Origin of the sequence: Streptomyces sp. NPDC049040, assembly GCF_043197715.1 — a bacterium.
GTDB lineage: Bacteria > Actinomycetota > Actinomycetes > Streptomycetales > Streptomycetaceae > Actinacidiphila.
Genome location: NZ_JBICTO010000013.1, coordinates 140180 through 165291, shown reverse-complemented (window position 1 = coordinate 165291; position 25112 = coordinate 140180). Strand labels below are relative to the sequence as shown.

General features: G+C 72.1%; 26 protein-coding genes. 9 read left to right on the top strand and 17 right to left on the bottom strand.

Annotated elements, in window-relative coordinates; translation table 11 throughout:
- Positions 1-27: 27 nt before the first annotated feature.
- Complete coding sequence (locus ACGFMP_RS27770; RefSeq protein ID WP_393675757.1) at positions 28-819, bottom strand: ABC transporter ATP-binding protein; 792 nt, start codon at positions 817-819, stop codon at positions 28-30.
- A 124-nt stretch (positions 820-943) separates the two neighbouring features.
- Here ACGFMP_RS27770 and ACGFMP_RS27765 point away from each other — a divergent pair, with 124 nt between their 5' ends.
- Positions 944-1735 carry a hypothetical protein gene (locus ACGFMP_RS27765; RefSeq protein ID WP_393675741.1) on the top strand — a complete coding sequence of 264 codons (792 nt, stop codon included), beginning with the start codon at positions 944-946 and terminating at the stop codon, positions 1733-1735.
- Positions 1736-1804: 69 nt separating this feature from the next.
- Here the strand turns inward: ACGFMP_RS27765 and ACGFMP_RS27760 are convergent, their stop codons facing one another.
- The 3 genes from ACGFMP_RS27760 to ACGFMP_RS27750 all read right to left on the bottom strand — a co-directional run bounded on the left by ACGFMP_RS27760 (position 1805) and on the right by ACGFMP_RS27750 (position 4064).
- Positions 1805-2044, bottom strand: a complete 240-nt coding sequence (locus tag ACGFMP_RS27760; RefSeq protein WP_393675740.1) for a chaplin — start codon at positions 2042-2044, stop codon at positions 1805-1807.
- A gap of 225 nt (positions 2045-2269) precedes the next feature.
- On the bottom strand, positions 2270-2917 hold the full coding sequence (locus ACGFMP_RS27755) for a response regulator (protein WP_393675739.1): 648 nt from the start codon (positions 2915-2917) through the stop codon (positions 2270-2272).
- On the bottom strand, positions 2910-4064 hold the full coding sequence (locus ACGFMP_RS27750) for a GAF domain-containing sensor histidine kinase (RefSeq protein WP_393675738.1): 1155 nt from the start codon (positions 4062-4064) through the stop codon (positions 2910-2912). The genes ACGFMP_RS27755 and ACGFMP_RS27750 overlap by 8 nt, the downstream gene beginning before the upstream one ends.
- A gap of 226 nt (positions 4065-4290) precedes the next feature.
- On the opposite strand from ACGFMP_RS27750, the gene ACGFMP_RS27745 reads away from it, so the two are divergent.
- From ACGFMP_RS27745 to ACGFMP_RS27735, 3 genes are all read left to right on the top strand, one after another.
- Positions 4291-5013 carry an SDR family oxidoreductase gene (locus tag ACGFMP_RS27745; RefSeq protein ID WP_393675737.1) on the top strand — a complete coding sequence of 241 codons (723 nt, stop codon included), beginning with the start codon at positions 4291-4293 and terminating at the stop codon, positions 5011-5013.
- A 47-nt stretch (positions 5014-5060) separates the two neighbouring features.
- Positions 5061-6119, top strand: coding sequence for an S-adenosylmethionine:tRNA ribosyltransferase-isomerase (locus ACGFMP_RS27740; protein WP_393675736.1), 1059 nt, complete (start codon positions 5061-5063; stop codon positions 6117-6119).
- A gap of 267 nt (positions 6120-6386) precedes the next feature.
- The gene (locus tag ACGFMP_RS27735) at positions 6387-7226 is read left to right on the top strand and encodes a transglycosylase SLT domain-containing protein (protein WP_393675735.1); all 840 of its coding nucleotides are present in this window, start codon (positions 6387-6389) and stop codon (positions 7224-7226) included.
- Positions 7227-7295: 69 nt separating this feature from the next.
- On the opposite strand, the gene ACGFMP_RS27730 is transcribed toward ACGFMP_RS27735, so the two are convergent.
- On the bottom strand, positions 7296-9926 hold the full coding sequence (locus tag ACGFMP_RS27730; protein ID WP_393675734.1) for an FHA domain-containing protein: 2631 nt from the start codon (positions 9924-9926) through the stop codon (positions 7296-7298).
- 189 nt (positions 9927-10115) lie between these two features.
- On the opposite strand from ACGFMP_RS27730, the gene serB reads away from it, so the two are divergent.
- Positions 10116-11366: a phosphoserine phosphatase SerB gene (gene serB, locus ACGFMP_RS27725; protein ID WP_393675733.1), complete on the top strand. Its 1251-nt coding sequence runs from the start codon at positions 10116-10118 to the stop codon at positions 11364-11366.
- Positions 11367-11470: 104 nt separating this feature from the next.
- On the opposite strand, the gene ACGFMP_RS27720 is transcribed toward serB, so the two are convergent.
- From ACGFMP_RS27720 to ACGFMP_RS27705, 4 genes are all read right to left on the bottom strand, one after another.
- A complete protein-coding gene (locus tag ACGFMP_RS27720; protein ID WP_393675732.1) occupies positions 11471-11992 on the bottom strand; it encodes a SixA phosphatase family protein in 522 nt (173 codons plus the stop codon).
- Positions 11993-12085: 93 nt separating this feature from the next.
- Positions 12086-12316, bottom strand: coding sequence for a hypothetical protein (locus ACGFMP_RS27715; protein ID WP_393675756.1), 231 nt, complete (start codon positions 12314-12316; stop codon positions 12086-12088).
- Between the two features lie 245 nt (positions 12317-12561).
- Positions 12562-12684 (bottom strand): SGM_5486 family transporter-associated protein, encoded by a 123-nt coding sequence (locus ACGFMP_RS27710; RefSeq protein ID WP_393675731.1) that lies wholly within the window; start codon positions 12682-12684, stop codon positions 12562-12564.
- Between the two features lie 42 nt (positions 12685-12726).
- Entirely contained in the window at positions 12727-13995 is a 1269-nt protein-coding gene (locus ACGFMP_RS27705) for a CynX/NimT family MFS transporter (protein ID WP_393675730.1), read from the bottom strand.
- Between the two features lie 22 nt (positions 13996-14017).
- Here ACGFMP_RS27705 and ACGFMP_RS27700 point away from each other — a divergent pair, with 22 nt between their 5' ends.
- Positions 14018-14713 (top strand): FadR/GntR family transcriptional regulator, encoded by a 696-nt coding sequence (locus ACGFMP_RS27700; protein ID WP_393675729.1) that lies wholly within the window; start codon positions 14018-14020, stop codon positions 14711-14713.
- Between the two features lie 40 nt (positions 14714-14753).
- Here ACGFMP_RS27700 and fabI read toward each other — a convergent pair whose 3' ends face one another.
- The 6 genes from fabI to ACGFMP_RS27670 all read right to left on the bottom strand — a co-directional run bounded on the left by fabI (position 14754) and on the right by ACGFMP_RS27670 (position 19600).
- Complete coding sequence (gene fabI, locus ACGFMP_RS27695) at positions 14754-15521, bottom strand: enoyl-ACP reductase FabI (protein ID WP_393675728.1); 768 nt, start codon at positions 15519-15521, stop codon at positions 14754-14756.
- A gap of 5 nt (positions 15522-15526) precedes the next feature.
- Positions 15527-16246 carry a 3-oxoacyl-[acyl-carrier-protein] reductase gene (gene fabG, locus ACGFMP_RS27690; RefSeq protein ID WP_393675727.1) on the bottom strand — a complete coding sequence of 240 codons (720 nt, stop codon included), beginning with the start codon at positions 16244-16246 and terminating at the stop codon, positions 15527-15529.
- 117 nt (positions 16247-16363) lie between these two features.
- Complete coding sequence (locus tag ACGFMP_RS27685; protein WP_393675726.1) at positions 16364-17272, bottom strand: lytic polysaccharide monooxygenase; 909 nt, start codon at positions 17270-17272, stop codon at positions 16364-16366.
- 149 nt (positions 17273-17421) lie between these two features.
- Positions 17422-17979 carry a DivIVA domain-containing protein gene (locus tag ACGFMP_RS27680; RefSeq protein WP_393675725.1) on the bottom strand — a complete coding sequence of 186 codons (558 nt, stop codon included), beginning with the start codon at positions 17977-17979 and terminating at the stop codon, positions 17422-17424.
- Between the two features lie 10 nt (positions 17980-17989).
- Positions 17990-19096, bottom strand: a complete 1107-nt coding sequence (locus ACGFMP_RS27675; protein ID WP_393675724.1) for a globin domain-containing protein — start codon at positions 19094-19096, stop codon at positions 17990-17992.
- Between the two features lie 90 nt (positions 19097-19186).
- Positions 19187-19600, bottom strand: a complete 414-nt coding sequence (locus ACGFMP_RS27670) for a globin family protein (RefSeq protein WP_393675723.1) — start codon at positions 19598-19600, stop codon at positions 19187-19189.
- A gap of 525 nt (positions 19601-20125) precedes the next feature.
- Between ACGFMP_RS27670 and ACGFMP_RS27665 the strand changes: the two genes are divergently transcribed.
- Both ACGFMP_RS27665 and ACGFMP_RS27660 read left to right on the top strand, forming a co-directional pair.
- Positions 20126-21688, top strand: coding sequence for a TldD/PmbA family protein (locus tag ACGFMP_RS27665; protein WP_393675722.1), 1563 nt, complete (start codon positions 20126-20128; stop codon positions 21686-21688).
- A gap of 109 nt (positions 21689-21797) precedes the next feature.
- Positions 21798-22544: a GntR family transcriptional regulator gene (locus ACGFMP_RS27660; RefSeq protein ID WP_393675721.1), complete on the top strand. Its 747-nt coding sequence runs from the start codon at positions 21798-21800 to the stop codon at positions 22542-22544.
- 72 nt (positions 22545-22616) lie between these two features.
- Here the strand turns inward: ACGFMP_RS27660 and ACGFMP_RS27655 are convergent, their stop codons facing one another.
- Both ACGFMP_RS27655 and ACGFMP_RS27650 read right to left on the bottom strand, forming a co-directional pair.
- The gene (locus ACGFMP_RS27655; protein WP_393675720.1) at positions 22617-23333 is read right to left on the bottom strand and encodes an SDR family oxidoreductase; all 717 of its coding nucleotides are present in this window, start codon (positions 23331-23333) and stop codon (positions 22617-22619) included.
- Positions 23334-23438: 105 nt separating this feature from the next.
- The gene (locus tag ACGFMP_RS27650) at positions 23439-24299 is read right to left on the bottom strand and encodes a DUF427 domain-containing protein (protein ID WP_393675719.1); all 861 of its coding nucleotides are present in this window, start codon (positions 24297-24299) and stop codon (positions 23439-23441) included.
- A gap of 204 nt (positions 24300-24503) precedes the next feature.
- On the opposite strand from ACGFMP_RS27650, the gene ACGFMP_RS27645 reads away from it, so the two are divergent.
- Positions 24504-25112, top strand: coding sequence for a CGNR zinc finger domain-containing protein (locus ACGFMP_RS27645; protein ID WP_393675718.1), 609 nt, complete (start codon positions 24504-24506; stop codon positions 25110-25112).

Genomic DNA, 25112 nt, shown 5'->3' with positions numbered 1-25112 from the left:
CCGGTTGCGGGCGGTTGCGGGCGGTTTCTAGGAGAGCGGCAGTCCCGCGGCCGTGTAGCGGTCGCCGCGGCGTTCGACGACCAGCGGGAGTCCGAAGCACAGCGAGAGGTTGCGGGAGCTCAGTTCGGTGTCGATCGGTCCCGCCGCGACGACCTTGCCCTGACGGATCATCAGCACGTGGGTGAAGCCGGGGGCGATCTCCTCGACATGGTGGGTGACCATGATCATGGAGGGCGCGATGGGGTCGCGCGCCAGCCGGCCGAGGCGGCGCACCAGGTCCTCGCGGCCGCCGAGGTCGAGTCCGGCGGCGGGCTCGTCGAGCAGCAGCAGTTCGGGGTCGGACATCATCGCGCGGGCGATCAGGGTGCGCTTGCGCTCGCCCTCGGACAGGGTGCCGAACCTGCGGTCGAGGAACTCGCTCATCCCGAGCCGGTCGAGGAAGGCGCGGGCGCGGTCCTCGTCGACCTGCTCGTAGCCCTCGTTCCAGGTGGCGGTCATGCCGTACGCGGCGGTGAGCACCGTCTCGAGCACGGTCTGCCTGCGGGGCATCTTCTCGGCCATCGCGGCGCCGGCCATGCCGATCCGCGGGCGCAGCTCGAAGACGTCGACGCCGCCGAGCTTGTCACCGAGGATCGAGACGGTGCCCGAGGTGGGGAAGAGGTAGCTGGAGGCGACGTTGAGCAGGGTGGTCTTGCCCGCGCCGTTGGGACCGAGGATGACCCAGCGCTCGCCCTCGGCGACCGACCACGAGACCTGGTCCACCAGAGCCCGCCCGTCGCGGACCACGGATACGTCCACCAGCTCCAGCACATCGCTCATGAGCGCGTTGTCTCCCATTGCAGTCTCGTCAGTCCGGCGGTGCCTGTGGCGGCACGTCCCCTGAGGGATCCCCTGGGGAAAACTTACGCCACCGCACGACCGGTCCAGTCCTTAGGCTGGGGGCATGCTTGATGAACCTCGTTCAGGGCGGCTGACCGCGTGGGGAAATGCCCTCCTTGCCGGACTTGCCGCCCCCGATGACGTCGCGCAGCGGATCGTGGGACAGGACACCGTGCACAGGATCACGGCGCTGCCCGGGGAGAACGCCCCTGTCGGCCTGACCCTGGGGCTCGGCCGGCTGCGCGCCCTGGGGGTGACCGGGCTGCGGCTGGCGCTGCCGGTCGCCGGGCACCCGCTGGGGCTGAGCGGGCCGCCCGGCTTCAACGACCTCGCGCTGGAGGCGGGCGAGGCCGTGCTCACCGCGGGCGCGGTGCCGCTCGGCCTGGTGCCCGAGGTCCGGGAGGCGGGCCCCGCCGGGGACGTGCACGTCGAGGTGGAGTGGCGCTGCCTGCCGGTGAGGGACGCGCCGCCGGCCGATGTGCCCTCGCTCGGCGAGGCGGAGCGGGAACTGGCCGAGGCGCTGCGGGACGCGACGGCGGCGCTCGCGGCGCTGGACGTCGCGGGCTCCGGCGGGCCCACCGCGCACGCGGCACTCGAGGCGTACCGGGCGCGGGCGGCCAAGGGCCGGGAGGTGCTGGCGCCGGGGTATCCGCCGCGGGCGGTGCGGGTGCTCGAACTGGCGCAGCGGGTCGCGGCGCTGGTGGAGATCGCGGGTGACGGCCATGGCGCCGCGGTCAGCGCCTCGCAGATCGCGGCCCGCGCCGAGCTGCTGCGGCCGGTCGAACGGACGGCCCGGCGGGCGCAGGTCGCGGCGTACAACGCCTACGTGGAGGAGGCGGAGCGCCGCAGGCCGTAGCGCGCGGGCCCCGCGCCGTACGGGAGGTGCACGGGGCGGGGCGCGCCGGGGGTCAGCGGGTGGCCGCGGTCACCCGTTGGCGGCGAAGTTGCCGAACGCCGGGTTCAGCAGGCCGATCACGTTGACGCTGTTGCCGCTCACGTTGACCGGCACGTGCACCGGGACCTGCACCAGGTTGCCGGACGCCACGCCGGGGGACTTCGCGGCCACGCCCTGCGCGCCGCTGTGGGCGGAGGCGACACCGGTGCCCGCGACGGCCAGGCCACCCGCCACGAGGGTGATGGTCGCGGCCTTCTTGAGGTTCATCACTTCGAACTTCCTCCTTGCAGGAGTACCGCGGCCTTCCGCCGCGGCACGCACTGCAGAACGGATCTCCGCGCCCGGGGGTGCGCCGTTCGGGCGACATCCACCCGACAGTATGAATCTCTGCCCGGGGTGAGCCCCGGCGCACCGGCCGGCAGCAGGGCCGGGCCCGGTACCGGGGTACGGGGTCGCCGGTCAGTAGGGCGGTGCCGGCCGGCAGGTGGGCGCAGGTCAGCCGCCGACGCCGTTGCGCACCGCCCACAGGGCGGCCTGCGTACGGTCGGCGAGGTCCAGCTTCATCAGGATGTTCGACACATGGGTCTTCACCGTCTTCTCCGACAGCACCAGCGCACGGGCGATCTCCCGGTTGGAGCGGCCGTCGGCGATCAGGGTGAGCACTTCGCGCTCGCGCTCGGTCAGCGCGTTGCCGCGGCCCTGGCCGGGGCCGCCCGCCTGGTCCTGGGACAGCAGCGCGCCGGCCACCTCGGGCTGGAGCAGGACGTGTCCCGCGTGCACGGAGCGGATGGCGTCGGCGAGCGCGACCGGGTCGACGTCCTTGTACACGTACCCGGCGGCGCCCGCCCGCAGCGCCGGCACCACGGTGCGCTGCTCGGTGAAGCTGGTGACGATCAGCACCCGGGCGGTGCTCGCCGCGTCGCGCAGCTGGCGCAGCGCCTCGATACCGTCGGTGCCCGGCATCTTGACGTCCATCAGGATCACGTCGGGCCGCAGCTCCTCGGCGCGGGCCACGCCCTCCTGGCCGTCTGCCGCCTCGCCGACCACCTCGATGTCGCCCTGCACTTCCAGGAAGGTGCGCAGGCCCCGGCGTACGACCTGGTGGTCGTCCACCAGCAGGACTCGGATCACCTTGTCAGCCACCGGGCACCTCCATTTCGATGACAGTGCCCTTGCCGGGCGCCGATTGCACGGTGAGTCGGCCGCCGACCCCGCCGGCCCTGTCCCGCATCGAGACCAGGCCGAGGTGCCTTCCCGCGCGGCGGACGGAGCCGGGGTCGAAGCCCCTGCCGTCGTCGCGGACCCGCAGCGTGGCGCCCTTGCCGCTGCCCTCCAGGGTGATGGTGACGGCGTCGGCGTGGGCATGCCGGAGCGCGTTGTGCATGGCCTCCTGGGCGACCCGCAGCAGGGCCTCCTCCTGCGAGGCGGGCAGCGCGCGGACGTCGCGGGCGCGGAAGGTGACCCCGGCGGAGTGGACCCGGTCGAGCACCTCGGCCTGGGTGCGCAGCGTCGCGACCAGGCCGTCGTCGTCGAGGGCTGCCGGGCGCAGCTCCACCACGACGGCCCGCAGCTCGTCCGCGGCCTCGGCGGCGAGCCCTGCGACCTCCCGCAGCTGGCACTTGGCGCGGGCCGGGTCGGTGTCGATCAGGGCGGCGGCCGCCTGCGCGGTCAGCCGCAGCGAGAACAGCTTCTGCGAGACCGCGTCGTGCAGCTCGTGCGCGATCCTGGCCCGCTCCCCCGCCAGCGTCAGCTCGCGGCTGCGCTCGTAGAGGCGGGCGTTGGTCAGCGCGATGGCGGCGTGGTCGGCGAGGATCCGCAGCAGCTCCTCGTCGTCCTGGGTGAAGCCGTGGCTGCCGGCCTCCGGCCGGGTGGGGCACTGCTTGTTGGCCAGGAAGAGGGCGCCGAGGATGTCCTCGCCGTCCATGACGGGCATCCCGATGAAGTCCTTCATCACCGGGTGGCGGCGCGGCCAGCCGGCGAAGCTCGGGAAGTCGCGGACGTCGTCGAGGCGCTGCGGGGTGGCCTCGTGCAGCATCGCGGCGAGGATGCCGTGCTGGCGGGGCAGCGGGCCGATGGCCTTCCACTCCTCGTCGCTGACGCCGTCCACCACGAACTGCGCGAAGCCCCCGTGGTCGTCGGGCACGCCGAGGGCGGCGTATTCGGCGGCCAGCAGCTCGCGGGCGGAGGCCACGATGGTCTGCAGGACCTCGCGGACCTCCAGCCGGCGGTTCATCGCCAGGACCGCGGCGCTGACCGCTTCGATTCCGCCTCTGGGCGGCCTGCTGGACATGTGTCCACCGTACCGGCGCGGGGTGACCGTCCGTATGCGCCGCAAGGCCGAGCGGGTGTGGGCACCGGGACCTACGCCCTTGTGACCCCGCGGTGTAGGGCGGGCGGCCGAGGCGGGCGGCGCGGCCGCGTTCCTACGGTGGGGCCACGAGACGGTCGGGCAGCGGGCCCGGCCGCGCCGGGACGTCGGAGACGTCCGCGGCGGCCACCACGACGAGGGCGGGACCATGCCGGTAGCGATCATCACAGGGGCGTCGAGGGGACTGGGCCGGGCACTCGCCGCGGAGCTGGCGGGGCGCGGCTGGCAGCTGGTGCTGGACGGGCGGGACGCGGCGGCGCTGCGGGCGGCTGCGGCGGGCCTTGAGCGTACGGCGGCGGAGTCCGCCGGCGGGGGTGCTGCGGCGGTGCGGGCGGTGCCGGGGGATGTCACGGACCCGGCGCACCGCACGGCGCTGGTCGCGGCGGCACGGGAGCTGGGCGGGGTGGACCTGCTGGTGAACAACGCCAGCGCGCTGGGCGCCGAGCCGCTGGTGCCGCTGGCCGAGCTGCCGGTGGCGGGGCTGCGGGCGGCGTTCGAGGTCAATGTGGCGGCGCCGCTGGCGCTGGTGCAGGAGGCGCTGCCCGAGCTGCGGGCGGCCGGCGGCTGCGTGCTGAACATCAGCTCGGACGCGGCGGTGGAGGCGTACCAGGACTGGGGCGGCTACGGGGCGAGCAAGGCCGCGCTCGACCAGCTCTCCGCGGTGCTCGCGGTGGAGGAGCCGGGGCTGCGGGTGTGGTGGGTGGACCCCGGGGATCTGCGGACGGCGCTGTACGCGGCGGCCGTGCCCGACGACCCGGACTTCGCCGGGCGGGCGCTGCCCGAGGAGGTGGCGCCTGTGCTGCTGCGGCTGCTGGACGAGGGCGCGGCCAGCGGCCGCTACACGGCGTCGGGGCTGGGGAGCGGACGGTGACCGCGACGAGCTCGAACACAGACCCCTATATAAGGGGAATAGGAGTCATGACGGACACAGGTCGCGCATCGGACATTCTGCGGGACTTCCGGGTGCCGCCCGAGTCGCTGGCCGCCGCTCCGCGGGCCCGGCGGGACGGGGTGCGGCTGCTGGTCGGCCGCAAGGGCTCCGGCGAGGTGGCACACCACGCCTTCCGGGAGCTGCCAGGGCTGCTGCGGGCCGGCGATGTGCTGGTGGTGAACACCTCGCGGACGCTGCCCGCGGCGGTGGACGGCCGGCTGGGTGACGACCCGGTGGTGGTGCACTTCTCCACCCGGCGCGACGACGGCCGCTGGGTGGTGGAGGTCCGCGACCCCGACGGCCGGGGCTCCACGGTCCGCAGGACGGGCGGCCCCGCGGGGGCCGCGGTGCGGCTGGCGGGCGGCGAGCGGCTGCTGCTCGACGAGCCGCTCGACCCGTGCGCCGACCGGCTGTGGGTGGCGTCGGCCTCGATGGCCGATCCGGTGCGCCACCTGCACCGGCACGGGCGGCCGATCCGCTACTCCTACACCGAGCGGGACCAGCCGCTCTCCGCCCACCAGACGGTCTTCGCGACGCCGTCGCCCGACGGCCTGGGGTCGGCGGAGATGCCGAGCGCGGCCCGGCCCTTCACCGCGCCGCTGGTGACGGAGCTGGTCAGCCGGGGGGTGCAGATCGCCCCGATCGTGCTGCACACCGGTGTCGCGTCGACCGAGGCGTACGAGCCGCCGTACGCCGAGCCCTACGCGGTGCCCGCCCCGACGGCCTGGCAGGTCAACGCGGCACGGGCGGCCGGCGGGCGGGTGGTCGCGGTGGGGACCACGGCGGTACGCGCGCTGGAGTCCGCGGCGGACCGGGACGGGGTGGTGCGCCCGGCGCACGGCTGGACGGATCTGGTGATCACCCCGGAGCGCGGGGTACGCGCGGTGGACGGCCTGCTGACCGGGCTGCACGAGCCGGAGGCCTCGCATCTGCTGATGCTGCGGGCGGTGTCGGCGGACGACCTGCTGGAGCGGGTCTACGCCGAGGCGCTCCGGCACCGCTACCTGTGGCACGAGTTCGGCGACGTGAATCTCCTGCTCCCGTAAAAAACGCCTACATAAACGTCACATAAAGCACCCCCCCGGTCACCACAAGCGACCGAGGGGGTGTGGCCGTGTGAGGTGACCTATAGGACGTGCGTCACATACTAAGCCGCCTAGTGGAATAAGAAGCGCATCAAAGCGCGCGACTCCATGGGAACGTGACTCAGCGTTCGGCGCCCTTCTACGAATTTGATTCGTAGCACCGTTCATTGACCCCCGTTTTGCGAGCCCCTAAGAATTCTCAGGTCCGCAACCGGAAGAGGTCATTCCATGCAGCTCCCCACGATCCCGAAGATCGGCCGACTGTCCAAGAAGCACAAGATCACGGCGGCCGGTGCCGCCGCCGCGGCTGCTGTTGTCCTGGCCGTCACCGGTCTCCAGGCGACCGGTGGGTCGGCTGAAGCCCAGGGTGACCCCACCGGGTTCTCGGTGGAGTCCGGCCAGCAGGTCAAGAGTCTCGACGCCCAGGCCGGCCTGGCCTCGCAGCAGGCCATCAAGGACGACGCCGCCGCGAAGAAGAAGGCCGCGGCGGACGCCACCGCCGCCCAGAAGGCCGCCGCCGACAAGAAGGCCGCCGCGGAGGCGGCCGCGAAGAAGAAGGCCGCGGACGCCCGGGCGGCCAAGAAGAGGGCCGCGGCGACCGCCGCGAAGAAGAAGGCCGCCGCCCAGGCCGCCGCGCGCACCAAGGCCAAGCAGGCCGCGACCCGTTCCACCCAGCGCACCGCGCTCAAGGTCGCGCCGAAGACGGTCGCCGTCGCCGTCGCCGCCCCCGCCAAGGTGGTCTACCCGGACAACCTGGACGGCTGGATCCGCGAGGCCCGGTCCGTCCTGGCCGCGCACGACATTCCGGTGCCGACCTACAACGGCATTTACCGGAACATCATGCGGGAGTCCTCCGGCAACCCCAACGCGATCAACCTCTGGGACATCAACGCCCAGAACGGCATTCCCTCCAAGGGCCTGCTGCAGACGATCGACCCGACCTTCAACGCGTACCACGTGTCCGGTACTTCGTGGAACGTCTACAACCCGGTCGCGAATATCGCCGCCGCGTGCAACTACGCCTGGCACGTCTACGGCGGAATGGACAACGTCAACTCCGCTTACTGATCGGCACATGCGAAAGGGCGGTGGGACTCCTCGGTCCCACCGCCCTCTTCGTTTGCCGGACCGCGCCGGCTACTTGCGCATGACCTCCGGCTCGTGCCGGCGCAGCAGGCGGGCGACGGCCACACCGCACACCACCGCCATGGCGAGCAGCACGATCACGTCCAGCGTCCAGGTGCCGGAACCGTGCACCCACAGCGGGTCGTGGGTCTTGCGGGTCGTGTCCCACGGCAGCAGCGTGTTGAGGTCGGCGGTGGAGCCCGCGGCCGCGACCGCCCAGCGGGCCGGCATCAGCCAGGCCACCTGCTCCATACCGGGCTTGCCGTAGAGCTGGAAGAGCACACCGGTGAAGACGATCTGCACGATGGCGAACATCACCAGCAGCGGCATCGTCTTCTCCGCGGTCTTCACCAGCGCCGAGATGATCAGGCCGACCATCATCGAGGTGAAGCCGAAGGCCATGATGACCAGGGTCATCTCGACCGCGGGCTGGCCGTGCAGGATGACGCCCTCGGCGGGCATCTTGCTGCGCGGCGCGAAGCCGATGCCGCAGATGATCGCGCCCTGCAGTGCGGTGATCAGGCCGAGCACGATGACCTTGGACATCAGATACGCCGAGCGCGACAGGCCGACCGCGCGTTCGCGCTCGTAGATGACCCGTTCCTTGATCAGCTCGCGGACCGAGTTCGCGGCGCCCGCGAAGCACGCGCCGACCGCGATGATCATCAGGATGGTGCCCGCGTCCCGGTTGGAGCGCAGCGACTTCTCCGGCCCGTAGCCGAGGCCGTTGCTGGCCGGGATCAGCACGCTGACGATGCCGAGCACGGTGGGCAGGATCAGCATCAGCCCGATGAAGCCGCGGTCGGAGGCGATCACCGACAGGTAGCGGCGGACCAGCGTCCACAGCTGCGGGCCCCAGGACTGGGGCTTGGGCGGCTTGGCCACCTGGTGCGGTATGTAGGGCGCGGCCTGCGGTGCCACGGCGTCCAGGTCGGCGGCATACGTCTGGTAGTGCTGCGAACCGCGCCAGCGGCCCATCCAGTCGTAGTCGCGGTAGGTCTCGAACGCCGAGAAGACGTCGGCCCAGTTGTCGTAGCCGAAGAAGTTCAGCGCCTCGTCCGGCGGCCCGAAGTAGGCGACAGCGCCGCCCGGCGCCATGACCAGGAGCTTGTCGCACAGCGCGAGTTCCGCCACCGAGTGGGTGACCACCAGGACGGTGCGGCCGTCGTCGGCCAGGCCCCGCAGCAGCTTCATCACATCGCGGTCCATACCCGGGTCGAGGCCCGAGGTGGGCTCGTCGAGGAAGATCAGCGACGGCTTGGTGAGCAGTTCGAGCGCCACCGAGACCCGCTTGCGCTGGCCGCCGGACAGCGAGGTGATCCGCTTGTCCGCGTGGATGTCGAGCTTGAGCTCGCGCAGCACCTCGTCGATCCTGGCCTCGCGCTCGGCGGACGCGGTGTCGCCGGGGAAGCGGAGCTTGGCCGCGTACCGCAGGGCGGTCTTGACCTGGAGCTCCTTGTGCAGGATGTCGTCCTGCGGCACCAGGCCGATGCGCTGCCGCAGCTCGGCGAACTGCTTGTACAGGTTCCGGTTGTCGTAGAGCACCTCGCCCTGGTCGGCGGGCCGGTAGCCGGTCAGCGCGCGCAGCAGGGTCGACTTGCCCGAGCCCGACGGGCCGATCACCCCGATCAGCGACTTCTCCGGCACCCCGAAGGAGACGTCCTTGAGGATCGTCTTGGTGGTCTTGCCGTGCGGCACGGTCACCGACAGGCGGCGGGCGGAGAAGGACACCGCACCGGTGTCCACGAACTCCTCGAGCCGGTCGCCGACCAGCCGGAAGGTGGAGTGGCCCACGCCGACGATGTCGTTCGGGCCGAGCAGGTGCCGCTGGATCGGCTGGCCGTTGACGTAGGTGCCGTTGTGGCTGCCCAGGTCGACGATCTCGTAGCGGCCGTCGGGGTGCGCCCGGAATTCCGCGTGGTAGCGCGAGACCTGGAGGTCGGTGACGACCAGTTCGTTCTCCAGCGCGCGGCCGATCCGCATGACCCGGCCCAGCGCCAGCTGGTGGAAGGTCGTCGGGCTGCGGTCGCCGTACCCGGCCGCCGCGCCGCTCGCCGGCGGCCGCTGCGGCACGCCCTGCGGTGCCGGGGGCTGCTGCGGCCAGCCGCCGCCCTGCTGCGGGGGCACCGGCTGCGGGTGCGGGGCCGCCGGCTGGGCCTGGGCCTGCTGGTAGTGCGGGTACTGCTGCTGCGCCGGCGGTGCGGGCGCCTGCTGGACCGGCGGCTGCGCGGGCTGCTGGGGCCGCGCCTGCTGCGGTGCCTGCTGGTACAGCTGCTGCGGTGACTGCGCGTGCGCGTTCCCGGCGCTGTGGACGTCGCCACCGGCCGCCGCGACCGGCGTGCCGCCGGTGAAGTCGAGCCGGGGGCCTTCCGTGGCGTTGCCGAGGTTGACCGCGGACCCGGGCCCCAGCTCGGTCTGCTGGACGCGCTGTCCGTGGACGAAGGTGCCGTTCGTGCTCCCCTGGTCCTCGATGACCCAACCGCGCTCGCCCCGGCGGATGATGGCGTGCCGCCAGGACACCCGGGGGTCGTTGCAGACGAGATCGGCCTGCGGGTCGCGCCCGAGGCTGTAGGACCGGGAGGCGTCGAGCGTCCAGGTTCGGCCATTCAGTTCGAGTACGAGTTCAGGCACCCCAAGCCCCATTGGTTGTCCCCCGTGTTCCCCATGAAGGGGAGTCTAGAGATTGCGAACATCGGGAGGAACTATTGCAGGCCCCGGTCTCGTAACGGATAGCGCCCTCACGGATGCGTTCCGGGGCCCCTGGCAGTCGAGTGTCCGGCACGCGGGACGGATGGTCATGGGTCCGGTCCTGGCGGATACCGTGTAAGTACCATGAACGACGCCTCGCAACCAGCGCCTGCCGCCGCCGTTCCCGCAGCGGACGTGCCGACCCTCCTAGTCAAGATCTTCGGCAAGGACCGTCCCGGCATCACCGCCGGGCTCTTCGACACGCTCGCCGCCTACGGCGTGGACGTGGTGGACATCGAGCAGGTGGTGACCCGTGGCCGGATAGTGCTGTGCGCGCTGGTGACCGCTCCCGCGCCGGGCACCGGCACCGAGGGCGACCTGCGGGCCACCGTGCACAGCTGGGCCGAGAGCATGCTGATGCAGACCGAGATCATCTCCGGGAAGGGCGACAACCGCCCGCGCGGTGAGGGCCGTTCGCATGTCACGGTGCTCGGCAGGCCGCTGACCGCCGAGTCGACGGCGGCCATAACGGCCGTGATCACCGGCGCGGGCGGCAACATCGACCGGATCTTCCGGCTGGCGAAGTATCCGGTGACGGCCGTGGAGTTCGCCGTGTCCGGCGCGGAGCCGGTGGCGCTGCGCTCGGCGCTCGCGGTGGCGGCGGCGGCCCGCGGGGTGGACGTCGCGGTGGTGCCGTCGGGCCTGCAGCGCAGGGCGCAGCGGCTGGTGGTGATGGACGTCGACTCCACCGTCATCCAGGACGAGGTGATCGAGCTGTTCGCCGCGCACGCCGGTTGCGAGGCGGAGGTCGCCGAGGTCACCGCCGCCGCGATGCGCGGCGAGCTGGACTTCGAGCAGTCGCTGCATGCCCGGGTGGCGCTGCTGGCCGGCCTCGACGTGTCGGTGGTGGACAAGGTGCGCGCCGAGGTGCGGCTGACCCCGGGCGCGCGGACCCTGATCCGTACCCTCAAGCGGCTGGGCTACCAGGTCGGGGTGGTCTCCGGCGGCTTCACCCAGGTCACCGACGACCTCAGGGAGCGGCTCGGCCTGGACTTCGCCGCCGCGAACACCCTGGAGGTGGCCGACGGGCGGCTGACCGGCCGGGTGGTCGGTCCGATAGTGGACCGGGCGGGCAAGGCCAGGCTGCTGCGCAGCTTCGCCGCCCAGGCCGGGGTGCCGCTGAGCCAGACCGTGGCGATCGGCGACGGTGCGAATGACCTGGACATGCTCAACGCGGCGGGTCTCGGTGTCGCCTTCAACGCCAAGCCCGTGGTCCGGCAGGCGGCCGACGCGGCGGTGAACGTGCCCTTCCTCGACGCCGTGCTCTACCTGCTGGGCATCACCCGCGAGGAGATCGAGGCCGCGGACGAGCTGGACGGCGTCGAGACGACCTGACCCCCGCCGTGCCACGGCGTGACCGCGGGGGGCCAGGCCGGCCGGACCGCGGTACGCCGGATCGTGCCGGGCGGATCGCCGTGGCGGCCGGGGGCGCGGGGAGGCTATGCCTCGTGCGGGGTCCAGAAGGCGGTCAGCCGGCCGACGCCGTGCTCGACGCTCTTCCACGAGCCGGTGAAGGTGACCACGGCGAAGGCCGCGGTGGGGAAACCGCCGGTCTTCATCCGGGACAGCGCGTCACCCTCCGCCCTGCCCGCGAGGGCTTCCGCCAGCGCGTGCACACCGGGATTGTGCGCGATCAGCAGCAGCGAGCCGACCTCGTCCGGGGTCTCGCTGAGCAGTGCGAGCAGTTCGCCGAGGCTCGCGTCGTAGAGCCGCTCCTCGTAGACCGTACGGGGCCGGTGCGGCAGTTCGTGCGCGGCGAGCTTCCAGGTCTCACGGGTGCGGGCGGCGGTGGAGCACAGGACCAGGTCGGGAGCGATGCCGTCGTCTGCGAGGCGGCGGCCGGCCATCGGGGCGTCCAGCCGGCCGCGGTCGGCCAGCGGCCGCTCGTGGTCGGGGACGGCGGGCCAGTCGGCTTTGGCGTGCCTGAGGAGGACGGCGGTGCGTGGCGAATCGACGGTCATGCCTTTCAGCTTTCCAGAAAACCCGCGGTCAGGCGCGGGGTGGGCATCGTCACCGGTGCCGCCAGGCGGTCACCGTGTGTGTCCGATGCCTGGTCAGAGCACGTGCCGCAGGAAGTCGGGCAGGGCGGTGACGACCCGGGAGAGCACCTCGCCCGCCGGCGCCGCGGCCGAGGCGTCGGCGCTGCCGCCGCTGATGAGGGCGAGCAGCGCGGCGAAGGCGAGGGCGGGCAGCGCCACCGCCCACCACGGCAGCCGGGTCTGCACGCCGTCCGTCCTGGGTGCGGCGGGGGTCTCGGTGGTGCCCCTGGTCTGCCGGGCGTACAGGTGGGGGGACTGCGTGGTCACGATGACCGCCTCCGTGGTGAACCGTCGAAGTGCCGTGCTCTGACTGCACTTCGACGCTACGGGGGCGCCGCGGTCCGGCCCATCCGGTCGTCCACCCAGTCGACCCTGACCCTGACCCCCCAGGAATGGTGGGGTTGTCCCCACCCCCGGGTCAGGGTCGGTCGTCCGGGTCGGCGCGAGGGATGCTGACGGAGCGTCGGTTCAGGCCTCGCGTCCGGTCGCGCTCATCCCATGCGGGCGGCGATGACGGCGACGACCGCGACGATGGCGGGCACCCCCATCATCAGGCCGAAAATGATCAGCAGCCGGCGCTGGGGCTGCGGGGGATTCGGTTCGAGTACGGGCATGCGTCCAGTCTGGCACCGGCGGTCCCGCCCGCCGCGGCCGGGTCACAGTTCGTCCTCGATGTACCGGTTGCGGCCGGCCAGCACGCCGCAGACCGCCTGGGGCACGACCAGCGCGATCATCAGGGCGATCGGCAGGCCCCAGCCCCCGGAGGACTGGTTGAGCGCGCCGACCAGGATCGGCCCGGGGATCGAGATCAGATAGCCGGTGCTCTGCGCGAAGGCCGACAGGCGGACCACCCCCGCGCCGGTGCGCGAACGCATCCCGATCATCGTCAGCACCAGTGGGAAGGCGCAGTTCGCGACGCCGAGCAGCAGCGCCCAGGCCCAGGGGGCGGCGGCGGGCGCGGCCCACAGGCCGGCGAAGCCCGCCACCTGGAAGGCCGCGAGCACCAGCACGATCGGCCCCTGCGAGCGCATGCGCGCGGCCAGCTGCGGCAGCACGAACGACAGCGGTACCCCCATCACCATGGTCACCGCGAGCAGCAGTCCGGCCTCGTCCGCCGAGATGCCCGCGTCCCGGAAGATCTGCGGCATCCAGCCCATGGTGACGTAGGCGGCGGTGCCCTGGAGCCCGAAGAAGGCGGCCATCATCCAGGCGGTACGGCTGCGGGTGATCCGCCCGTGCTCACCGCTGGTGGCGGGTGCCTCGGACGCGCGGGGCGCGGCGGCCCGCTCGCGTACCAGCGGCAGCCAGACCACGACGGCCAGGGCGGCCGGCAGCGCCCACACGCCCAGGCCGAGCCGCCAGCCGTGGCCCATGGCGTCGGTCAGCGGCACCGACACCGCGGCGGCCAGGGCCGTGCCGAAGGACAGCGCCATCGAGTAGACGCCGGTGACCGTGCCGGTCCTGTCGGGGAAGTAGCGCTTGACGATGACCGGCATCAGCACGTTCGAGACGGCGATGCCGGCCAGTGCGAGGGCGCTGGCGGCGAGGAAGGCGGGGGTGCCGCCGGCGAGGGGGCGCAGCAGGAGGCCCGCGGTGATCAGGGCCATGCCGGCGCAGACGACCGCGCCGGGCCCGTGGCGGCGGGCGAGGCGGGGGGCGGCGAAGCCGAACAGCGCGAAGCAGGCGGCGGGTACCGAGGTGAGCAGGCCCGCCATGGCGCCGCCCATGCCGAGGCCGTCGCGGACCTCCTTCATCAGCGGGCCGAGGCTGGTGACGGCGGGGCGCAGGTTGACGGCGGCGAGGACGAGTCCCGCGACGGCCAGTACCCGGACCCAGCGCGGCAGGGCGGGCCCGGGCGTCGTGCGCGGGAGCGCTGTTTCCCGGGTCGGGGGCAGGTCGAGGGTGAGGGATTCGTCGTCGCGCATGGACCCATCATAGAATGATGGGATGAATCTCGGACCCGTGCCCCGCCCCGCCACCCTCGCCGACCAGGTCATCGCCCGGCTGCGGGCCGAGATCACCTCGGGCAGCTGGCCGGTGGGCAGCCGTATCCCCACCGAACCCGAGCTGGTCGACCGGCTCGGTGTGGCACGCAACACCGTCAGGGAGGCGATCAGGGCGCTCGCGCACAACGGCCTGCTGGACATCAGGCAGGGTTCTGGCACCTACGTGGTGGCGACCAGCGAGCTGGCCGGGGTGATGCAGCGGCGCTTCGCCGGTGCCGAGCAGCTGCACATCGCCGAGCTGCGCGGCGCGCTGGAGACCACCGCCGCCGCCCTCGCCGCCGAGCGCCGCGACGAGGCCGACCTGCGCCAGCTCGACACGCTGCTCGAACGGCGCGAGCGGGCCTGGGACTCGGGGGACGCCGAGGCCTTCGTCGAGGCCGACGCGACCTTGCACCTGGCGGTCGTGGCGAGCTCGCACAACGAGGTGCTGACCGCCCTCTACGCCGACCTCGGCCACGTGCTGCGGGACTTCCTGCGTGCCGACGTCGGCACCCGGCTGCGCGCCGAGGACCACCTCGACCACGCCCGGCTGGTCGCCGCGATCCGGGCGGGCGACCGCGAGGCGGCGGCGGCCGAATCCCGCGACCACGCCTTCCACTGCCGTTTCCGCGACCTGCGGGGTGCGGCGGCGAGCTGAGGGCCCGCAGCCGCACCGAAAACGCCGTGGGACCCGCGCGCTACGCGCCGATCGCGTGCAGCCCGCCGTCGACGTGCACGATCTCGCCGGTCGTCATCGGGAACCAGTCGGACAGCAGCGCCACCACCCCGCGCCCCGCGGGCTCGGGGTCGGACATGTTCCACTCCAGTGGCGAGCGGTGGTTCCACACGTCGGCCAGCTCGGAGAAGCCCGGGATGGACTTGGCGGCCATCGAGCCGATCGGGCCCGCGGAGATCAGGTTGCAGCGGATGTTCTGCTTGCCCAGGTCGCGGGCGAGGTAGCGGGAGGTCGCCTCCAGGGCGGCCTTGGCCGGGCCCATCCAGTCGTACTGCGGCCAGGCGTACTGCGCGTCGAAGGTGAGGCCGACGACCGAGCCGCCGCCGTCCATCAGCGGCAGGCAGGCCATGGTCAGCGACTTGAGCGAGTACGCGGACACGTGCATCGCGGTGGCGACCGACTCGAACGGAGTGTTGAGGAAGTTGCCGCCGAGCGCGTCCTGCGGGGCGAAGCCGATCGAGTGGACGACGCCGTCGAGGCCGCCGAGCTCCTCGCGTACGACCGCCTCGAGGCCGGCCAGGTGCTCGGTGCTGGTCACGTCCAGCTCGATGACCTTGACCGGGCGCGGCAGCTTGCGGGCGATCCGCTCGGTCAGGGTGGGCCGGGGGAAGGCGGTCAGGATGATCTCGGCACCCTGCTCCTGGGCCAGCTTGGCGGTGTGGAAGGCGATGGAGGACTCCATCAGCACACCCGTGACCAGGATGCGCTTGCCGTCGAGAATTCCGCTCATGGTGTTCAGTGACCCATGCCCAATCCGCCGTCAACGGGGATGACGGCTCCAGTGATGTACGCGGCGTCGTCGGACGCCAGGAAACGCACCGCGGCGGCGATCTCCTCCGGCTGCGCGTAGCGGGCCAGCGGCACCTGCGCCACGATGCCCGCGCGCTGCTCGTCGGTGAGCGCCCGGGTCATGTCGGTGTCGACGAAGCCCGGTGCCACGACGTTGAAGGTGATGTTGCGCGAGCCCAGCTCGCGGGCCAGCGAACGGGCGAAGCCGACCAGGCCGGCCTTGGAGGCGGCGTAGTTGGCCTGCCCCGCGGATCCCAGCAGGCCGACCACCGACGAGATCAGGACGACCCGGCCCTTCCTGGCCCGCAGCATCCCGCGGTTGGCGCGCTTGACCACCCGGAAGGTACCGGTGAGGTTGGTGTCGAGGACGGCGGTGAAGTCCTCCTCCGACATGCGCATCAGCAGCTGGTCGCGGGTGATGCCGGCGTTGGCGACCAGCACCTCGACGTTGCCGTGCGCGGCCTCGATCTCCTTGTAGGCCTGCTCGACCTGCTCGGCGTCGGTGATGTCGCAGCGCACCGCGAGCACACCGAGTGCCACGAGGTCGGCCGGCGGCTCGCCCGAGCGGTACGTGATGGCGACCTTGTCGCCCCCGTCGGCGAAAGCCCGGGCGATGGCGAGGCCGATGCCCCGGTTTCCTCCGGTGACGAGAACCGAGCGGCTCAACGGATCACTCCTCAGTCGTGAGTATCTCCGTGAAAGCTATCGGTCCCGGCATCGATCCGGGGAATCGGCCCCGACAGGCTGCTCCGGCCGACCCTGTGGGATTCCTACAGCCGTGCCTCAGCCCCTGCTGCGCGCCCCGGTCCTGCGGCGGCTGTAGACCAGCAGGCCGACGGCTCCGCTGGCCAGGATCGCACTGCCGGACAGCGCGGTCTCCAGGGTGCTGCTGCTCGCCGCCACATTGCTGGTGGCGAGGTTTCCCGTGGTGGAGGTGACGGGCGCGTCACCGCCGTGGCCGTGGTGGACGACGGTCGACTTCGGCTCGCCCGCGGTGATCTGGGCGTCGGTCGGCGCCTTGGCGACGTCGGCCGTCGCCGCGGCCGCCGCCTGCGCGGTCTGTCCGAAGACGACATCCGCGCAGCCGTAGAAGGCCTCGGGACTGTCGGTGCGCTGCCACACCTGGTAGATCAACTGCCGCCCGGTGCGGGCCGGCAGGGTGGCGGGGAAGGTGTAGGAGCCGGGCGACGAGGCCGCGGTGGTGTAGGTGGCTATCGGGGTGCTGTCCAGGTCGGACCACTTCAGCGGCTGCGTCGGGTTGTACCCCTGCTTGGTGATGTAGAGGGTCATGACACCGCGGTGCGGTGCGGTGACCCGGAAGCTGACGGTGGTCTGCCCGGCCTGTACCGGGGTGGCCGGCCAGTCGGTGCGGGCCCAGTCCAGCGCCCGGTACTTGTCGCGGTCGGCGGAGCACAGGTGGCCGTCGGGGATGATCGTCCTGCTCTGCCCGTTGGCGTTGGCGATGTTGACCTCGTTCCAGTCGTACAGCGGCTGGGTGCCGCTGTCGGCGACGAGGTCCTTGCACACCTGCGACTTCGGGTTCTCCGGGCCTTCGGCGTAGCAGGCGGAGATCCGGCTGACGGGGGTGCTGAGCGCGCCGTGCGCGCTCGCCGAGCCGGGGGTCAGCCCGGCGACGATCAAGGTGGTGGCGCCGACCGCGCCCAGGGCTGCGGCCTTGCGGCGTAGTGACATGTGGGGGGCTCCTTGTCGGGCGTGCGGTGAAGCGGTGCGGACAAGAGAGGGCGGCACTCCGAGCATAGAGATTGGTCTGGACCAAGCCAAGAGCCTTGACGGCACTGCCGGTTCGGCGGACAGCCGGGCGCCTGTCGGCTGTCCGCCGGTCAGGCGCCGTGCGGGGTGGCGGTGGTGGCCGGCAGCGAGGAAGGGGCGTGCTTGGTCGCGTACTGGTCGGCCGTGACCGTCAGCGACTGCGCGATCTGGCGCAGGTAGGAGATGAGCCGTTCGGTCTCCTCCTGGTCGGCGCCGGTCCCCTGGCCGTCGTGCTTCTGCATCTGCTCCAGGATCGCCTCGGCCTGCACCCGGGCCGCCCGCAGCATCGTGCGGGCCTGCTCGCGGGCCGCGAAGACGGTCTGCTCGGCCGACTGCTGGGCGCGGGCCTGCTGGAGGACCGCGTCGACGGTCGGCACCCCGGTGGGGCTGCTGCCGTCGCCGATGTTGTTCGCCCTGATCCAGTCCCGGTGGCGCTGCATGTCCGTCCGCAGCCGGTCGTTCTCCTCCGCCAGCACCGTCAGCGCCATCGCGCAGCGCCGGAGCGCGTCGTGCACCGCCTCCTCGCTGTAGCCGCGGCGGGTCAGGGGAGCCCGCGGGAAGGTCATCGATCGCAGCGACTCGGGCGTCAGCCGTCGCTCGTCCGGGCGGTGTGCTCGTGTCTCGTTCACGTGTCTCCGATCACCGAGCGTCTTCGTAGTGCAGCAGTTCGTGGGGGATGCCTCCGGCCGCCAGTTCGTGCACCGTCTGGGAGACCATCGTCGGCGAGCCGCAGACGTACACCGAGCGCCCCTGCCACGCGGCTGCGCGCAGGACGGGGCCGGCCAGGCTGCGGTTCTCGAAGGTGCCGGCGTCGGCGCCGACCAGCGGCGTGACGCGGAGCCAGGAGTGCATCTGGGCCAGTTGCCTCAGGGCGGGCATGTCGTACAGGGCATGGGTGTCACGGGCCCCGAAGAACAGGTCCACGCGGCGCGGCGGTCCGTGCCAGGCGATCTCCTCGACCAGGGCACGCAACGGGGCCACGCCGGTACCTCCGGCGACCATCACCAGGTCCCGGCCCTGGGACCGGCGCAGCGAGAGCCGGTCGCCGACCGGGGCGCCGAGGCGCAGCACATCGCCCTGCCGGAGCCGGTAGACCATGGCCGGGCTGACCAGGCCGCCGTCGACGGCGCGCACGTGCAACTCGACGGTGCCGTCGGCGCGCGGCGCGTTGGCCGGGGTGAAGGACCGCCAGGTGCTCGGCAGCATCGGGGTCTCCACCATCACCGACTGCCCGGCGGCGTACGCCATCGGACGGTCCAGCTGCAGCGTCAGGGCCGCGACGTCGAACCCACGCGGCTCGTGCCGCACCACCTCGGCGTTCCACCACGCGGGGTTCACCGCGCTGTCGGCCTCGGCGGCCTGGAACATGGTGCGGGCCACCAGGCCGTAGGCCTCGGTCCAGCCGCGCCGCAGCTCCGGGGTCCACGCCTCGCCCAGGAAGTAGCCGAGCGTGGCCAGCAGCGCCTGCCCCACGGCGTCGTAGTGCTGGGCCACCACCTGGAACCTGCGGTGGTCGCGGCCCAGTTGCTGCACGTACGGCACGAGCCGCTCGGGATCGTCCACGTCCCCGACGATCCGGCCCAGCGCCCCCACGAGCCGGTCGCGCTGCATCCCCATGTCCACCGGGAACATCTGGCGGACCTGCGGTGCGATGAGGAACAGGTAGGAATAGAAGTACCGCGGTACCTCGTCCCCGGACTTGCCGACCAGGGCGAAGGAGTCTCTCAACGCCTGGGTATCGCTCACGACCACCCACCGGTTGCTGACATCAGGGGTGACCTCCGGACAGTTGGGAGCCGGTCGGCGGCCCGTCGTGACGAGCCGCTGACAGCTGCGTCAGTGGGAGGCCGCATCGCCGGCCGCGACCATGGTGCCGCTGATCACGCCGTAGACCGCGGTCCAGGATTCCTCGACGGCGGGTGTCCACGCGTCGCCCGCGTAGTGCTGCAGGGTGGCGATGAGGCTGGCCCCCACGGCCGGGTAGTGCTCGGCCAGCGCGCCGTAACCCACGTGGCGCCGCCCCAGGTTCTGCAGCATGCCGATGAGGGTCTCGGTGTTCTCTATGTTCGCGACCAGGGCGCCGAGTGCGGCCCACAGACGGTCGCGCTGCTCACCGATGTGGGCGGCGAACAGCGGGCGCACCTCGGGGTGATTGGCGAACAGGTGGTCGTAGAAATACGCGGTCACCTGCGTGCCGTGAGGCTCGACAAGCGTGAAACTGCTGCGGATCAACGAAAGGTCTGCGGTCATGGCGGCCGACTCTAGCCAGAGGCACGCGGACCGAACAAGTTTACGTCGGCGCAGCAGCTGAGCGACCCCTGAAATTCCAGCATACGGACGTCGGATATTTCGTCATCGGTGGAATGCGAACGGCTGCGATGCGGACAACGCAGGTAATCCGGGCATCAGTTGGGAAACCCGCGCAGACGCTGCTCCCCGAAGACGGGACAGACGACGCGACTCGGCGCATTTCTCCTGCCCACCTTCCACGGGCCGGTACCGGGGTCGAAATCACCCCCGTTCGCTCATCCAGAATTCCGGCCATCGGATAAAGACGCAGGTCGTGCATGCCGCCGTCGGTCAGGATTCATCGGATAGCCCACGACCGCAAACTCGATGCGGATTCAACTACTTCATCCCAGGCTTCACACCGGCGGGATGCGGCCGCCCGCGACGGCGGCACCACCCGTGCGGGGCCGATCCAATGCTGTGGCGGAGCCGGCGCCCACGCGCCATGATTCACTGCGGACACGCCGATGCGAAGGGAAGTCCGCCGTGCCTCATGAGGTCGATCCGTCATTCCTCGCGCTGCCGCTGCGGGCGCTCGCCGATGCGGCGCTGGCCAGGGCGCGCGCCCTGGGCGCAGAACACGCCGACTTCCGGCTCGAGCGGGTGCGCAGCGCGTCCTGGCGGCTGCGGGACGCGCGGCCGGCCGGCAGCTCCGACAGCACCGACCTCGGCTACGCGGTCCGGGTGGTGCACGGCGGCGCGTGGGGCTTCGCGTCCGGCGTCGACCTGACGATGGACGCGGCGGCCAAGGTCGCCTCGCAGGCGGTCGCGATGGCCAGGCTCAGCGCCAAGGTGATCTCGGCTGCCGGGTCGGGCGAGGGCGCGGCCGCGGACGGCGGCGGGAAGGTGGAACTGGCGGACGAGCCGGTGCACGCCGACAGGACCTGGGTGTCCGCGTACGGGACCGACCCCTTCGACGTCCCCGACGCGGACAGGACCGGACTGCTCGCCGAATGGAGCAGCAGGTTGCTGGCGGCGGACGGTGTCTCGCACGCCGACGCATCGCTGACCGCGGTGCACGAGAACAAGTTCTACGCCGACACCGCGGGCACCACGACCACCCAGCAGCGCGTCAGGCTGCACCCGCAGCTCACCGCGGTCAGCGTCGACCCGGACACCGGCGGCTTCGACTCGATGCGCACCCTGGCACCGCCGGTCGGCCGCGGCTGGGAGTACCTGACCGCGGGCAAGGACGCAGGCGGCTGGGACTGGGACGGCGAACTCGCCGCCATCCCGGAGCTGCTGGCAGAGAAGATGCGTGCGCCCTCGGTCGAGGCGGGCGCGTACGACGTGGTGATCGACCCGTCCAACCTGTGGCTGACCATCCACGAGTCGATCGGCCACGCCACCGAGCTGGACCGGGCACTCGGCTACGAAGCCGCCTACGCGGGCACCTCCTTCGCCACCTTCGACCGGCTCGGCACCCTGAAGTACGGCTCCCCGCTGATGCACGTCACCGGCGACCGCACCGCCGAACACGGCCTGGCCACCATCGGCTACGACGACGAGGGCGTGGCGGCCCAGTCCTGGGACCTGGTCAAGGACGGCGTGCTGGTCGGCTACCAGCTGGACCGGCGGATCGCGAAGCTCACCGGCTTCGAGCGGTCCAACGGCTGCGCCTACGCCGACTCCCCCGGCCACGTCCCGGTCCAGCGGATGGCGAACGTCTCGCTCAGCCCGGCGCCGGACGGTCCGTCCACCGAGGAGCTGATCGGCGGGGTCGAGCGCGGCCTCTACGTGGTCGGCGACCGGTCCTGGTCGATCGACATGCAGCGCTACAACTTCCAGTTCACCGGTCAGCGGGCATTCCGCATCGAGAACGGCCGGCTCGCGGGGCAGGTCAAGGACTTCGCCTACCAGGCCACGACCACCGACTTCTGGGGGTCCATGGAGGCCGTCGGCGGGCCGCAGACCTACGTACTCGGAGGCGCCTTCAACTGCGGAAAAGCCCAACCGGGACAGGTCGCCGCCGTGTCCCACGGCTGCCCTTCCGCGCTCTTCCGGGGCGTCAACATCCTGAACACCGCGAGCGAGTCCGGGCGCAGCTGACGGCTGCTCGGTCGCCCCGACCATGGGACGGTAAAGTGTGGGCTGACGTCACTCGTGCTGACGAGTGACGTCAGCCCAACTTCTGCACAGGGTCGATGAGGAGAGCGGAATGTCAGAGATCGCGCGCCCGGAGGCGCTCTACCGGCAGGTCGCCGCCGCGATCCGCGATGCCATCGTCTCCGGCGCGTACCCGCCCGGATCCCCGCTGCCTTCCGAAGCCGAGCTGATCCGGCGTTACCAGGTCTCCCGCCCCACCGTCCGGAACGCGGTCGCCGCCCTACGCGCCGAAGGACTCCTCGAGGTGATCCACGGCACGGGCAGTTTCGTCCGGCGGGTGGCCTCCCCGGTCCTGACGATCGATCGGTCGGCCGGCCACATCGACGCCGGAGCCATGACCGCCGCGAGCCCCGCCGGGTGGGAGGAGGTCGAGGAGCCGCACATCCACCGCACCCACACCGACGCCGTCACCGGCCCTCTGCTGGGACTCGGGGAAGACGAGGCGCTGTTGGGGGTCGACCGGCTGCTCGCCGATGACGCCACGGCGACACGGGTCCTGCACCAGACGCTCATGCCGATCACCACCGCCGAAGGAACCGAGCTGGCGGACCACCCGGGCACCTGGCCCACGCGGATCCATGCCGTACTGGCCGAGGCCGGCCATCCGCTCTGGTGGTCGGAGACCGTCCGCGCCCGGATGCCGCTCCCGGACGAGCGTGCCGCGCTCAGGCTCCAGGACGGCATCCCCCTCCTGGAGACCACCCGCGTCACCCACGGCACCGACGACCGCCCGCTCGTCCTCGAAGTCCTCCGCACGAACGCCAACCGGGCCCAACTCGCCTACCGCCTCGCCCCGTAGCGCACCCCCGCATTCGGCGTCGTCGACAGCGGCGGCACCGCGAGCGGGTCCGGGCGGTCGTGACGTCCCGGCTCACACCAGGGGCTGGCCGCCGTCGACGGGGATGGAGACGCCGGTCATGAAGGTGTTCGTCAGCGCGTGGAGGACGCCGTGCGCGACGTCCTGCGCGGTGCCGATCCTGCGGGCGGGGTTGGCCGCGGACCGCCGGGCGAACATCTCGGCCTTCTTCTGGTCGCCCAGGCCGTCCCACGCCCCGGTGTCGATCGTGCCGGGGGAGATCGCGTTGACCCGGATCGGCGCGATCTCGACAGCCAGCGAGCGGACGACGGTGTTGACCGAACCGTTGGTCGCGGCGACCGCGAGGAAGCCGGGGTCGGGTTCCAGGGCGGCCACGCCGGAGAAGAACACGAAGGACCCGTCCTCCGGCATCCTCGGGGCGAAGTGCTTGGCGAGCATGATCGGGCCGACGACCTTCGTGTGGAAGGACAGCAGCAGCTGCTCGGGGGTCAGCTCGCTCACCGCCGCGCGCGCCCGTGCCGAGGCGGTCGACACCACATGGTCGACGGTCCCGAGGTCCTCGGCGAGCGCGGCGATGGACGCCTCGTCGGTGAGGTCGACCCTGCGCGCGGTCACCCCGGTGTCGGCGTAGGCCGCCTCCAGCGCGGGGAGTTCGCGTCCTGCGGCCACCACTTCCGCGCCGGCGGCGACGGCCGCCTCCACGACGGCGCGGGCGATCCCGCTGCCGCGGCCGACGACCAGTACGGTCTTGTCCTGGAGTTGCCCTGCCATGTCCGATCTCCTCCTTGGGTCGTCCCGCAGGCCGGGCGGGACTTCCGCGCCCACCGTGCGGCTGTTGGTGTGCCGGGATGCGCCGGTGTCCGGCGCGGCGGCGGCTCAGCGGGTGCGGAGCTCGTCGGTGTCGAGGCCGCGGTCGATGCCGTGCGGGGTGACCTGCTGGCCCGGCTCCATGGCCAGGCGCTTCCCGTCCAGGGTGACCTCGACCCGGTCCGGCTCGAAGGACACCATGTCGCCGACCCGGCCGACTTCCGGGTACGCCTCGCGGTACGACCACGCGGCCTTCTCTGCATCGCCGATGTCGTAATAGTCGGCGAGGCCCTTGAAGGGGCAGAAGGTCTGCCCTTCGACGGGCGTCAGCGCCTTCTCGTCGACGTCCGCCCGCGGCACGTACCAGCGCGGGGCGAAGCCGGACTCGTACAGCACCACAGGGCGCTCGGACCGGGCCACCACGCGGTCACCTGAGCGCACTTCGAGGGTGCGCGAGGTATTGCGGATGTCGATGCGGTGGTAGGCGTCGGCCGCGTGTCCGAGGATCCGTTCGTCCTCTTCGTAGAAGGCGTCCATCGCCCGCCAGGCGAAGGCGATCCGCCCGGCAAGTTCGCTCGCGTGGTCGGGGAGCCCGGTGAACTCCCATGCCGCGCGCTCCGCGTCGGCGCCGCCGGCGTGCACCGCGTACCAGGCCGTGTCGCCGAGGTCCTTGTGGTGGGTGACGCGGTCGCCGCCGGTCAGTACGCCGGCCCGCACGTCCGCGCGGGGGAAGTACGCCACCGGGTAGCGCCCCGGCTCGTGCAGGAGCACCACGTCCTCGCTGTCGGCGATCCACTCGCCGTGGAACCGCACCCTCATCCTGCGGCGCAGCCGCTCGGCGAACAGCAGCCGCTCCGGGAGCGGTTCCGGGGTGAGGAAACGTCCGATCCGGGTGGGTGAGAGCGGACCCTGCTGCCATGACAGTCCCATGGCCCTTCCTTTCCTCAGGGGCGCAGGATCCTGCCGGGATCCCCCGCCACTCGGCCTCTCTCTAATGCTTCAACAAACGCTACGCTCATTAGACAGCACCAGCAAGGCGAGCTGTTGCACGCCACTCCACCCGACGTCATCGCTGATCGCTTGCCTCGCGCAACGATCTGGACCGCCCGATCGACTAATGGATAGAATGCCCTCATGAGCATTTCCCTGAGCCTGAAGGAGGTTCAGGCGGCCGGCTTCCCGATGGGTGGGGAGCCGCTGGTCGCGCTGGATCTCGCCGACACCGTGATGACCGTCGGCGACCCTCCGGTCGACCTGATCGACACGCCGTCCGCCCAGGCCGCCTGGTGGAAGCTGCAGGCACGGCGGCTGCCACCGGGGCCGCCACCGGATCCCACGTCCGTCCGGCGGCTGCGCGGCGCGGTTCGCGAAGCCTTCGACGCGCACCTGGAGGGCCGCACGGCGAGCCCCACCGCACTGGAGGACATCAACGCCACCGCCGCCGCGGTACCCACAAGCCCGCGTCTGACGGCGACGGACGGCGGCCTGCGCGAGGAGACCCGCTGGCACACCGAGTACGGCGGGAACGCGGCGCTCGCGGCCGTGGCCGGCGAGGCCGTCGCCCTGCTGGGGGATCCCGGCCGGCTGAAGCGCCTGCGGCGATGCGGCAACCCGGACTGCTCGATGCTCTTCCTCGCCGAGAACCCGCGCCGCAAGTGGTGCACGGGCAACATCTGCGGGAACCGGATGCGGGTGGCCCGCCACTACGGGCGCACCCGGTCGCAGGATGCCGTCGCGCCCTGA

Coding starts and splice junctions, on each gene's coding strand:
- ACGFMP_RS27770 (WP_393675757.1), bottom strand. CDS start 819: ATGAGCGATGTGCTGGAGCTGGTGGACGTATCCGTGGTCCGCGACGGG.
- ACGFMP_RS27765 (WP_393675741.1), top strand. CDS start 944: ATGCTTGATGAACCTCGTTCAGGGCGGCTGACCGCGTGGGGAAATGCC.
- ACGFMP_RS27750 (WP_393675738.1), bottom strand. CDS start 4,064: ATGTCCAGCAGGCCGCCCAGAGGCGGAATCGAAGCGGTCAGCGCCGCG.
- ACGFMP_RS27745 (WP_393675737.1), top strand. CDS start 4,291: ATGCCGGTAGCGATCATCACAGGGGCGTCGAGGGGACTGGGCCGGGCA.
- ACGFMP_RS27740 (WP_393675736.1), top strand. CDS start 5,061: ATGACGGACACAGGTCGCGCATCGGACATTCTGCGGGACTTCCGGGTG.
- ACGFMP_RS27735 (WP_393675735.1), top strand. CDS start 6,387: ATGCAGCTCCCCACGATCCCGAAGATCGGCCGACTGTCCAAGAAGCAC.
- ACGFMP_RS27730 (WP_393675734.1), bottom strand. CDS start 9,926: ATGGGGCTTGGGGTGCCTGAACTCGTACTCGAACTGAATGGCCGAACC.
- serB (WP_393675733.1), top strand. CDS start 10,116: ATGAACGACGCCTCGCAACCAGCGCCTGCCGCCGCCGTTCCCGCAGCG.
- ACGFMP_RS27720 (WP_393675732.1), bottom strand. CDS start 11,992: ATGACCGTCGATTCGCCACGCACCGCCGTCCTCCTCAGGCACGCCAAA.
- ACGFMP_RS27710 (WP_393675731.1), bottom strand. CDS start 12,684: ATGCCCGTACTCGAACCGAATCCCCCGCAGCCCCAGCGCCGGCTGCTG.
- ACGFMP_RS27705 (WP_393675730.1), bottom strand. CDS start 13,995: ATGCGCGACGACGAATCCCTCACCCTCGACCTGCCCCCGACCCGGGAA.
- ACGFMP_RS27700 (WP_393675729.1), top strand. CDS start 14,018: ATGAATCTCGGACCCGTGCCCCGCCCCGCCACCCTCGCCGACCAGGTC.
- fabI (WP_393675728.1), bottom strand. CDS start 15,521: ATGAGCGGAATTCTCGACGGCAAGCGCATCCTGGTCACGGGTGTGCTG.
- ACGFMP_RS27685 (WP_393675726.1), bottom strand. CDS start 17,272: ATGTCACTACGCCGCAAGGCCGCAGCCCTGGGCGCGGTCGGCGCCACC.
- ACGFMP_RS27670 (WP_393675723.1), bottom strand. CDS start 19,600: ATGACCGCAGACCTTTCGTTGATCCGCAGCAGTTTCACGCTTGTCGAG.
- ACGFMP_RS27660 (WP_393675721.1), top strand. CDS start 21,798: ATGTCAGAGATCGCGCGCCCGGAGGCGCTCTACCGGCAGGTCGCCGCC.
- ACGFMP_RS27655 (WP_393675720.1), bottom strand. CDS start 23,333: ATGGCAGGGCAACTCCAGGACAAGACCGTACTGGTCGTCGGCCGCGGC.
- ACGFMP_RS27650 (WP_393675719.1), bottom strand. CDS start 24,299: ATGGGACTGTCATGGCAGCAGGGTCCGCTCTCACCCACCCGGATCGGA.
- ACGFMP_RS27645 (WP_393675718.1), top strand. CDS start 24,504: ATGAGCATTTCCCTGAGCCTGAAGGAGGTTCAGGCGGCCGGCTTCCCG.